At 41.3% G+C, this 10,846-nt stretch carries 13 protein-coding genes; all 13 read right to left on the reverse strand.

Annotated elements, in window-relative coordinates; all coding sequences use genetic code 11:
* Positions 1-5: 5 nt before the first annotated feature.
* Positions 6-2,162, reverse strand: coding sequence for an ATP-binding cassette domain-containing protein (locus ABE613_RS05540; protein WP_347375887.1), 2,157 nt, complete (start codon positions 2,160-2,162; stop codon positions 6-8).
* A gap of 1 nt (position 2,163) precedes the next feature.
* Positions 2,164-2,460, reverse strand: a complete 297-nt coding sequence (locus ABE613_RS05545; RefSeq protein WP_347375888.1) for a GyrI-like domain-containing protein — start codon at positions 2,458-2,460, stop codon at positions 2,164-2,166.
* Positions 2,461-2,555: 95 nt separating this feature from the next.
* Positions 2,556-3,464 (reverse strand): ABC transporter permease, encoded by a 909-nt coding sequence (locus tag ABE613_RS05550; protein ID WP_347375889.1) that lies wholly within the window; start codon positions 3,462-3,464, stop codon positions 2,556-2,558.
* Positions 3,461-4,375 carry an ABC transporter ATP-binding protein gene (locus tag ABE613_RS05555; RefSeq protein WP_235233080.1) on the reverse strand — a complete coding sequence of 305 codons (915 nt, stop codon included), beginning with the start codon at positions 4,373-4,375 and terminating at the stop codon, positions 3,461-3,463. The genes ABE613_RS05550 and ABE613_RS05555 overlap by 4 nt, the downstream gene beginning before the upstream one ends.
* The gene (locus tag ABE613_RS05560) at positions 4,375-4,575 is read right to left on the reverse strand and encodes a PspC domain-containing protein (RefSeq protein ID WP_235233122.1); all 201 of its coding nucleotides are present in this window, start codon (positions 4,573-4,575) and stop codon (positions 4,375-4,377) included. The genes ABE613_RS05555 and ABE613_RS05560 overlap by 1 nt, the downstream gene beginning before the upstream one ends.
* 362 nt (positions 4,576-4,937) lie before the next feature.
* Complete coding sequence (locus ABE613_RS05565) at positions 4,938-5,378, reverse strand: class I SAM-dependent methyltransferase (protein ID WP_235233079.1); 441 nt, start codon at positions 5,376-5,378, stop codon at positions 4,938-4,940.
* The gene (locus tag ABE613_RS05570; protein ID WP_347375890.1) at positions 5,375-6,247 is read right to left on the reverse strand and encodes an SPL family radical SAM protein; all 873 of its coding nucleotides are present in this window, start codon (positions 6,245-6,247) and stop codon (positions 5,375-5,377) included. The genes ABE613_RS05565 and ABE613_RS05570 overlap by 4 nt, the downstream gene beginning before the upstream one ends.
* On the reverse strand, positions 6,240-6,473 hold the full coding sequence (locus tag ABE613_RS05575) for a hypothetical protein (RefSeq protein ID WP_347375891.1): 234 nt from the start codon (positions 6,471-6,473) through the stop codon (positions 6,240-6,242). Before ABE613_RS05575 ends, ABE613_RS05570 begins: the two co-directional genes overlap by 8 nt.
* Positions 6,463-7,008 (reverse strand): GNAT family N-acetyltransferase, encoded by a 546-nt coding sequence (locus tag ABE613_RS05580; RefSeq protein WP_235233076.1) that lies wholly within the window; start codon positions 7,006-7,008, stop codon positions 6,463-6,465. Before ABE613_RS05580 ends, ABE613_RS05575 begins: the two co-directional genes overlap by 11 nt.
* Positions 7,009-7,075: 67 nt before the next feature.
* On the reverse strand, positions 7,076-7,612 hold the full coding sequence (locus ABE613_RS05585; RefSeq protein WP_347375892.1) for a flavodoxin domain-containing protein: 537 nt from the start codon (positions 7,610-7,612) through the stop codon (positions 7,076-7,078).
* A gap of 184 nt (positions 7,613-7,796) precedes the next feature.
* Positions 7,797-8,729 (reverse strand): DMT family transporter, encoded by a 933-nt coding sequence (locus ABE613_RS05590; protein WP_347375896.1) that lies wholly within the window; start codon positions 8,727-8,729, stop codon positions 7,797-7,799.
* A 31-nt stretch (positions 8,730-8,760) separates the two neighbouring features.
* Positions 8,761-9,858: a radical SAM/SPASM domain-containing protein gene (locus ABE613_RS05595; RefSeq protein WP_347375893.1), complete on the reverse strand. Its 1,098-nt coding sequence runs from the start codon at positions 9,856-9,858 to the stop codon at positions 8,761-8,763.
* 19 nt (positions 9,859-9,877) lie between these two features.
* Positions 9,878-10,501, reverse strand: a complete 624-nt coding sequence (locus ABE613_RS05600) for a TetR/AcrR family transcriptional regulator (protein WP_347375894.1) — start codon at positions 10,499-10,501, stop codon at positions 9,878-9,880.
* Positions 10,502-10,846 lie beyond the last annotated feature (345 nt).

Here is a 10,846-nt window from a genome sequence, read left to right on the forward strand (position 1 = left end):
ATTTGTCAATCTCGTATATATCTCGCAGTAATCGTCTGTCCCTCTTCCATCATCCGAGCAGGTGTCCCTGTAAAAACGACTTCACCTCCCAGTGTTCCTCCATCCGGCCCGATATCAATGATATAGTCTGCCATCTTCATGACATCCGTATTGTGCTCAATGACAATCACGGTATTGCCACGCCGGATCATGCAATCAAATAATGCCATAAGTTTCTGAATATCTGAGGCATGAAGTCCAGTCGTCGGTTCATCCAGCACATAGACATTTCCCTTACCGCGCAGTTCCTTTGCCAGTTTCACTCTCTGGCGTTCTCCTCCGCTTAACGTTGACAATGGCTGCCCAAGCGACAGATAAGGAAGCCCTACTTCTACGATATTTTTCTCTTTATACCTGCAATTCAGCGCCTCATCACTATAGCGTTTTCCCCCACAGCTTTCGCAGACTGTCGTTACCGGATCCATGAATACAAGCTCTGTAGTGATTGTTCCTCTTCCCTTGCATGCAGGACACGCTCCTTTACTGTTGAATGAGAACAGCCCCACATCCTTCTGGCAGGCTTTTGCAAATACTCTGCGGATCTCATCAAAAAAACCAAGATAAGTACAGGCGGTAGACCTGCCGGTCGCAGTAATTGCTCTTTGATCAACTAATACCACCTGTTCTTTATATTGCTTTGCAAAAACATCCCGGATCAGTGAGGATTTGCCAGAACCCGCAACCCCGGTCACGACCGTGAGTACTCCAAGCGGAATATCCACATCCACATGCTTCAGATTATGAACAGACGCGTCACGGATTGGCAGCCATCCGGTCGGTTCCTTTGGATTGATCTTCACAGGAATCTTCTCTTTCATAGCATCTCCTGTTAATGTTCCAGATAAAAGCAATGCTTCATAGCTTCCCTGGAATAAGATCTGTCCTCCTGCTTTTCCTGCAAGAGGCCCGACATCAATCACCTCATCTGCAATACGGATGATATCCTTATCATGTTCTACCACAAGAACTGTATTTCCCTTATCTCTGAGGCTCTTAAGCAGCCGGATCATACGATGCACATCCCGCGGATGCATCCCCGTACTTGGCTCGTCAAAGATATAGATCATGCCGGTCAGTGAGCTTCCCATATAACGAACCAGTTTTAACCGCTGCGCCTCCCCACCGGATAAGGTAGAAGATTCCCGGTTCATACTAAGATATGGCAACCCTATGTCGATCATACGCCCCAGGGCATCTGTAAGTGATCTTACAATGGATTCTGCTCTTGGATCTGTAATCTTCTTTAATTCCTCATAAAGCTGTGAAAACTCCATCTCACACATATCAGCAATATTATATCCGTTAATACGACAGGACAATGCCTCTGGATTCAATCTGGCTCCTTTACAGTCTGGACATACGATCTCATCCATGAATTGATTAATCTTTCTCAGGGTATAGTCATTCTGTTCTTCAGGTCCCTTCATCAGACACAATCGTTTAAATTGATTGTAGACACCTTCCAGCTTTTTATCGATTCGTTCTCCATCTTTTGTACGGCTGCCGTATAATAGAATATTCTGCTCTTCCTCGGTAAGTTCTTTCCATTTCTTATTGACATCAAACAAATCTGGTCTGCGATACAACTTCCAGTAATATTTTCCCGGTCCGAAAGCCGGCAGATGAAAGATGCCTTCATCATAGGTCTTTTCTTCATTGATCAGCTTATGGATATCCAGTTCCATGATCTTTCCGATACCGGCACAGGTCTTGCACATTCCGTTCGGATTATTAAAAGAAAAGTACGATGCCGGGCCGATATTGGGCATTCCGATTCGGGAAAATAAAAGCCGCAGTGACGCATACATGTCACTGATCGTTCCCACTGTAGACCGGGCGTTTCCGCCCAGCCTGCTCTGGTCGATCACAACAGAAGGATTCAGGTTATCAATATATTCTACATTCGGTTTCTCATATTTGGGAAGTCTGCCTCTGATCCATGCTGTATATGTCTCATTCATCTGCCGCTGGCTCTCTGCGGCAATCGTGTCGAACACGATGCTGGATTTGCCGGAACCAGACACACCGGTAAATACTACAATCTTATTCTTGGGAATCTCCAGTGATACGTTTTTCAGATTGTTCTGCTTCAACCCTTTAATCAAAATATGATCTGCTTGCATACTACTCTTCTCCTGTCTTTTTTACCGGAATCTGTATTTCTGAGAGCCAGTCATTTTCTGTATCCTTATTCCAGACACCATCAATATATTTTTCACGGATATTTCCACAGATTTCGTATCCATTTTCTTCAATGTACTGTAGGATCACTGCATAAGTATGCGGGAATTCATTATAAGAGCCTTTATGATAGATACAGGCCGCCTGTTTTAATGCCGTGATCCGCTGCAGGACAGCCATCTGATCCAGATGACTATTTACTTCCTTTTCTTCACAGATATGTTCTTTCTGCATTCTCATAATAAATAATTCCTCCTTCGACTTGTTCTGGAATTATTGTACAGTCTCCCCATATGGGGAGAGTCAAGGCCCTTCTTTATCTTTTATGAATCATATTATCCCTTTCTTTTTCCTGCAAGCAGTACATTCATTGCCACATAGATCACTATGGCAATCACAATGGCACTGATCAGGATCACATACATATTGCTTAACGCTACTTTATCACCAAAAAAGTATAGATTACAATCTACGCTGTCACGGATAGCTTCCACTATTTCATCCGGAAATCCCTGATTTCCCATTTCTTCAAACACTCCTCGCAAAGCATGGTTACGCAACAGGCTGGTTCCGTATGTACCCGGCAGAAAAGAGATCACTTTCTGCAGCCCTTCCGAAAATTGAGAGATTGGCATATAGGCACCACAGACAAATCCATATCCTGCACTAACGATTGTTCCTACTGCAGAAGCCTGCCCCTGGGTAGACAGTGGGAAATTCACACAGGAAGACAGTGCTGTACCAAATAGTACCAGTAAAACCACATCCAAAAACAGCTTCGCAATATCACCAGCAGTCAGATACCATCCCACATATGACAGATACCCCAGACATACACCTGTAGCAATAAAACAGATCAGCATCGTGGAAATCAAAGTAGACAGATAATAACTCAGAGCCAGCGTGCTGGGTCTTACAGGTGCGATCGTTATATCTCTTCTGGCACCGGTGATCTTATCCTGCACCATAAGAAGGTTAGAACAAAATGCTACTGTCACACAGCTCACAGCCAGCAGGGATGAGACCAGTTCTCCACCGACACAGCCGCCGATCAGTTTATCGGACACAGTAGCTCCTGCCGCTTCCATGGCACTGCGGAATGTGTCCTCATAGACATTGCTCAAGAATGTGCCATACAGCACCAAAAGAATCAAAGGCGTGATCAGAGAAGTAAAAAACATCCCTTTATCTTTAAAATATAATTTAATATTACGCTTTACAAGTGCGCCAATTCCGGTCATCATTTCTCTCCACCCCCGATCAGCTTCTTGCCCGTCACGGCAAGAAATACATCATCCATCTTCCCTTTTGTAATCTCATAATCCTTGAAAAGTTCCGGATACTGTAAAATCAGCTTTGTTGCTTCGGCTGTATTCGGTACAGATATCCGATAAGCATCACGGATAGCCTCATAAGGAGCTCCTATCTCTTTGATCTGCGATTCTTGTATACCATATATCGTGATAAAATCCCCAGTATATGTATTTTTCAATGTCAGTGGCGTTCCCTCAGCAACAATCTTCCCGCTGTCCAGAATCACTACATAATCTGCATCTGCAGCCTCTTCCATATAATGAGTCGTAAGAAACACTGTCATTCCCTCATTCTTTCGAAGATCTCCAACAACTTTCCATAAAATATTTCTCGTCTGGGGATCAAGACCTGTCGTAGGCTCATCCAGGATTAATATCTTCGGTCTGTGAATCAATGCCCGAGCTATATCGACTCTTCGCCTTTGACCGCCAGAGAGCTTACCTACCGTACGCTTCAGCAGATTCTCAAATTCCAGAAGCTTTGCAAGCTCTGCCAGACGTTCTTTAAAATCCTTTCCGGTAATTCCGTACAAAGCCGCTCGGCTCTGCAGATTATCCCATACAGAGAGATCTTTATCCAGAACAGAATTTTGGAATACCACACCCAGACTGCGTTTAATACTGTCCGGATCAGTGTCCAGATCAGTGCCGCCAATATATACACTACCTGTATCCTTGGAAAGCTGCCCACACATGATATTAATTGTAGTGGATTTACCCGCTCCATTAACGCCAAGAAATGCAAATAATTCTCCATCTCTGACTTGAAAGCTTAGATCCTGTACCGCTTTTACTTCCACAAAGGTCTTGTTTAGATGACTGATTTCGATAATATTTTTCATTATATCTCTCCTTCCGGGCGGCGTGGAATAATAATAGCTGCAATAATATAAGCAAGGAAACCGCTTCCACCCATAGCGCAGAATAACACCCATCCAAGTCGAATCAGAGTGGGATCAATACCGAAATACTCTGCAATTCCTGCACATACACCGTCTATTATCTTATTTTGATTTGATTTATATAGTCTATCGTTCATCATTTTCATATCATTGCTCCTTCCTGGACATGCTTCTCATGTCTATACCAATATTATAAGAAATATTTTGATTATCCGATAGACATATTTTTCAGGTGAATGTGTCAGTTTTATAGGGAGAGGAATTTAGATTAGTTAGTTGGTAATTGGGAGGTGTACGGCGAGAGGATGGATGGGATGGTTGCCATTGCGGAGTCCTTCGCTAAGAATCCATAACCGAAAAAGAAGCAGATATTTTGTGACCAGGCTGATTCACCCCGAAATCTTGATGATTTCGAGTCTCAGCAGTCTTCTCAGATTTGGCTTGAGGCCAAATCTTCGCACAAAATATCTGCTTCTTTTCCTATGGTTCTGCAAACCGGGATTTACTTTATCGCCACAATTACTGAAAACTTATGGTATGAGTATACGCATCTTACTTCCGAATAATTGCTTCTTCGCAACATCTCTACCTCTTTCTCAACAGAACACTCTCTGTCTAATTTCCTGCGATCTTTCCACAATTCAATATCCCTGTCGGTTAATTCACTTTCCGTCAATTGTTTTTCCCAATACAGATCAAACCAGCGATTCATTTTTTCAGATCCGGCGCAGAACTGGTCGTAATTTACAAATACCCCGCCTTTCGGTAACTTGTCAAAAATCCTCTGAAACAATTTTTCTTTTTGATTGTCTTCAAGGTGGTGGACCGATAATGCTGAAATAACAGCATCAAATTCTCCCTCCGGCAATTTCTCGGTATAATCACAGATTACATGCCGTATGCTACTAATACCGGGAAATTCATCGCATTTCTTTCTTATCAATCAAACAATGTTAACTGTCTACCTACTTCTTTATCTTCAAATTGATGCATATATTCAAATATTTTTTCTGTTCTCCATTCTATTCCTGCATCACTGCATTCCTGACGCACCAGCTTCATCAACTCTTTTCCTCTTGGCACAGGCAATTGATATGCATTACCATATGTTTTTATATATCGTTCTTTCATTCCTGAGAAATGCTGATCCAGCTTCTGATAGAAGTACTGCCGGTTCCCATCTCTCAATGTTAAACCAATTCCAAAAGTCATGATCCCATATACTTCCGCTTTCCTGCATGCACTAAGAATGCTTCGGATATTCTCCTCTGTATCATTAATGAACGGCAGAATCGGTGTCATCCATACAATTGTCGGAATGCCTTCCTCACGTAGAATATTCAACACTTCAATTCTTCGCGATGTCGTACAGACATGGGGCTCTAATATCTGGCAGAGCCTTTCATCAAAAGTCGTCAATGTCATCTGCACCACGCATTTTGTTTTCTGATTAATTCTCTTCATAATATCCAGATCTCGCAGGAGCATGTCTGATTTAGTCTGGATTGCAAGCCCGTATCCATATTCATCAATTATCTCCAGACACCGTCTTGTCAGGCAAAGCTCTTTCTCCAGATGAAGATATGGATCACTCATGGCTCCTGTCCCTATCATACACTTTTTCCTTTTTCTGCGAAGGGCCTGTTCTAAAAGTTCCGGTGCATTCACCTTTACAGCAATGTCTTCAAACGCATGATCCATCTGATAACAGGTACTTCTGGCATCGCAATAGATGCAGCCATGAGTACACCCTTTGTATATGTTCATCCCATTCTGGGCAGAAAGGATTCCTTTTGCCTTCACTTCATGCATATTTTTCTCCTTTTCTCTCACATGGACGTGGTCTGTTACGTTTTGCATGGTGGGCTCTGCATTCATTGCATCTTCCGTGACGGATGCACTTTGTTTTGGAGCATGGACAGTTTGCATTTATTTCCATTCTGTATTCCATCGGTATATACTGAATGTCTCCATCGTTCTGCATCTTTCCTGTAATCACAAAACCTAGTTTCCTATGACTTAATCTCTTAATTTTCATCAGCTGACCACTGCTCCTTTGTGATATATGTGAAATGTTCTGTCCGAATATCCCCCATCAATTCACAGTGTTTATTCTCTTCTGTATGATGGTAGATAAATCCGCACTTTTCCTGACAACGTCTTGACCTCTCATTGCCTTCATAATAACCACACCACATTGCCTTACATCCCAGGTCTTCAAAAGCATGCCGCTGTAATCTTTTTACTGCTTCAGGAATGTAACCATTTCCCCAGAAAGGAACTCCAATCCAATATCCTACTTCGATCTCATCTTCTGCGGCAACTGTATGGGACTGCATTGGTGGTATAAGACCAATGCTGCCAATTGCTTTATTATCTTCCTTCAGGCACACAGCATATGTCTCTGGCGCCGATAAGACAGTTCTTATTATATCAAGGCTGTTTTCAACACTGGTATGGACCGGCCATCCTGCAATTGGACCAACTCTGGGATCTTTTGCATACTCATACAAACTCTCGGCATCTGTATCCTTCCAGGGACGTAAGATTAATCTTTCTGTTATTAATTCCACACTTCCACTTCCTTCCCCTATGATTCAGCCTCTCCAGATCAATGACAGGACAATTTCCTGTACCCCTTTACATGGATAAACTTTGTTCTATGACATCCAGCTTCTTAAAATCCACAAAATCCACTTGCTTTCCATAAGTCTCAATCATCGCTCTGACTTCTGCATTCTTTTTATCCTCCGGGAGATTCTTAGCCTTTGTGTAAAGCAGCTTCATCATTGTCTTATGCGGGAAACTCAACTTACTATAATCAATTCCGCCTCTTAAGTGATATATTTCCGCCTTCTCATACACTTCAGCAGAAAGCTGGTTTTGTAAGGCATTGCGTATATTATTAATATTCTCTGCATCTTCTACATCCGCAAGACCGACTGTAACAATAACGAATCTTTTATACGCTGTCTTGCAAATTGCCGGCAGTGTCTCCTTTAATCCTTTTACCCCACCTGCATATAACCCGCCAAGGTAAACGATGACCTCACAATCTTTTGGTATATCAGCCTTATCATAAGAAGTCGCCGGAATATCCGTCTTTTTAGACAATTCCTCTGCATACCTTCTGGCTGTTCCATAGTTTGATCCATATATAATGATAGCTTTTGACATCTCATCCACTCCTACTTTCATTTTTCTCTTAATCTCAATCTATAAGCTAATCGTCCTCTTAACAATATTGTAACAGATATGCGCTTCCAGAGATATCACACCAATACAGATGTTTGTGTCAATTTTATAGATATTTTGTTAATATTATCTGGTCTGTTGCTCAAAATGTGCGCCGATGAAATAATCATTTACTTCGATTCACAATCAGAATTCCACTGCAGACAAGAATCAAAGCTAACAGTCCTTTCAAAGTAAATGCCTGATTTTTTTCACCTAACAATATAGCCGAAAGAATCACTCCGAACATGGGATTGCTGAATCCAAATACTGCCACTTTACCGACCGGATTATATTTCAGCAGAAGGCTCCATAAGGAATATGCCACTGAAGATATTAGACCTAAATATCCTAATAATAAAGTCGAAGCCGGTGTAAAACCCGTTACATTCCCGCCATTCAGCAGTCCGATTAAAGTCAAAACAATTCCACCAAGCAGAAATTGATAACCACAGAGCGTAAAAGTCTCTTCTTTCTCCGAGTACTGCTTTATTAACACGGAAGAAAGTGCCGCTGCGAATGCCGATACGAACATCGCCCCTTCTCCGGTTAAAGACACCTGAAGATCTAATCCTCCACCTTCCAGATTAATAAAAATAACACCTATGAATCCAAGCAGGCATCCGACGAACTTATGAATTGACAATTTCTCAGAAAAAACAAGCGCTGACAGAAAAATCGCAATAAAGACATTGGATGCAGTTATAATAGAAGCTTTTACTCCCGATGTATGTGCCAGTCCCATATAAAAAAACACATATTGCAAAACCGTCTGAACAGACCCAAGTTTTATTACCATCGACCATGAAGATTTCCTTGGATAAAGGAATTCTCTCTTTATGAAACTTCCTATCAAGATGACCATAATTCCTGCCAGTGTAAACCGATAACCGGCAAATAATAGTTGGGACATTGCATCTGCATCCGATATTTGAAAAAGACGATATCCAATCTTAATACTCGGGAATGCACTTCCCCAAAGGAAACAACAAATCAGTGCAAATATGCAGACCAAATAGGGCTTTGTAAATATTTGTGACGTATCATTCCATTTTTTCATTTTCAATTAACTCTCTCCTGATATATTTTAATTATAAATCACGATCGAAGTATCTTTCCACTTTCTCACGATTCTCGTACAGAACACAACCACCAACATGATCCTCCAGCAATGTCCCATTGCTTTGTAATTCCCTGAATAGACCAGAATGCAGTGCATCCTTCAAAGATGTGTCTCTTACATTCACATCCGAATATGGGGAAAATGGACATGGTTCTGCGCCTCCATGAGAATTAATATGGAAAAATCCTCTTCCTGCCGCAATACAGCCGCCGGATGATTTTTCATCTCCAGGGAAAGACAAAAAAATCATATCCTGATACTTTTCTCTGATTTCTACAAGACGCTGATTCATATACTCCCGTTCTGCATCTCCCGGCGCTAACTCCTTAAGCTCCGGTGTCATCGGCACAAATTCTACAAAAAATAAAGCTTTACAATCTCGTTCTTCCAGTTTTTTTATAAATGCATCAGACGTTACCTCTTCCAGATTATCTTTTGTAACCGTTACAGAAGAACCAAACAGCAGTTTCTCTTTCTGCATTTCTTCCATGGCAGTAAGAACCTTCTCATATACACCTTCCCCTCTTCTGGCATCCGTCTGTTTTTCTCTACCTTCAATGCTGAATATTGGAACCAGATTCCTGCATTTTTTTAACATTCTGAAGTATGTATCATTCATAAGTGTTCCGTTTGTAAAAATCGGAAACAAAATGTTCTGTCTGTCTCCTGCCTTCTCTATAACATCCCGTCGAATCATCGGTTCTCCACCTGCCAGAAGGATAAAGCTGATTCCCATCTCTTCTGCCTGTTCAAAAATATGATCCCATTCCTGCGCAGAAAGCTGCTCTTCCGGCTCTACATCTGCACACGAATGAACCGCCCGGGCATAGCAGCCTGCACAATGCAGATTACAACTGCTTGTAATACTGGCAATCAGAAAAGCAGGAATATGTTCTCCTTCCTTTTCAGACATCGCACGTTTTCTGGATGCTGCTTTCGCCGCCACTGCAAACCTGGTCATAAAAATACTCTGTGCCGGATTAGTCAAAGTAACTTTTACTGCATTTTTCATGATATTTTCAACACCAGCTGTCATATATTCCTGTAGATCCATCTTTCCTTCCATCTTTATGTTCCTCCACTTCCTAATCCTTCTTCCGATAGATTCGGAAAAATTCTTCTATCTGTTTATCAAGTATTTCAAGAGCTTCTTCCTTGTGTTCCGGTTGATTATTGTACATGGACAATAGTAAATAAATTGGAGAATAGAAATTGAGCGCCGCTGCTTTTGCATCTCCCCGATAGAATACGCCCTGTTCCATCATCTCCTCAAACAACCTTTCCTGATAGGAAATCGCATTTTCCATAAATATCTTCCTGAATATCGTATAGATCTTGGGATTTGTATACTGCTCCATATGGGCAATCCTCCAGAACTTGGAAATATATGGATCTGTAAGATAAAAGACAAATACCTCCCTCGAAAGGTTCTTGAGTCCTTCAAGATCCAATTTTTCATAAAACACAGAAGCGGATGTATATCCGTTATCGTACTGAGGCATTCCCAATGTCTCCGAAAGACCTGATATATGTTCCAAAATCAGCTCCACAATAGAATCAAAGATCTCCTGCTTACTCTTAAAATGGTTATATAACGAAGCATCTTTAATCCCGACTGCATCGGCAATATTCTTTACACTTGTTCCTTTATAACCCTTTTCTGCAAAGAGGGTTAAGGCTTCTTCCGTAATCCTTTCCTTAGTTGTCATCGCTTTCCTCCTGTCTCATAATTCATCGCAAGAAAAAACTAGTAATCACTAGTCCATTTATATTCTAGACTAGTGATTACTAGTTGTCAAGTATTCTACATAAGTTTTTAGTATATCATCTTAGAAGAAATTTTTCCGCCTCACTAATATCCAAGTTTGTGAAACAGTTTTTCTACATCTGATACTTCATATTTTTTCATATCTTAATCCCCGTATTATATCAGGTACTGTAAAGTTTTACAGTCCTATTTTTCTTTAAAACCTTATATTTTCAAGGACTTCACCACTTTTTGCATATAAAAAAGCAATGACCCCCTTTTTCGTGTATAATGTAGGCTACCAAAC

The organism is Dorea chungnamensis (genome assembly GCF_039832125.1).
GTDB lineage: Bacteria > Bacillota > Clostridia > Lachnospirales > Lachnospiraceae > JAFBIX01.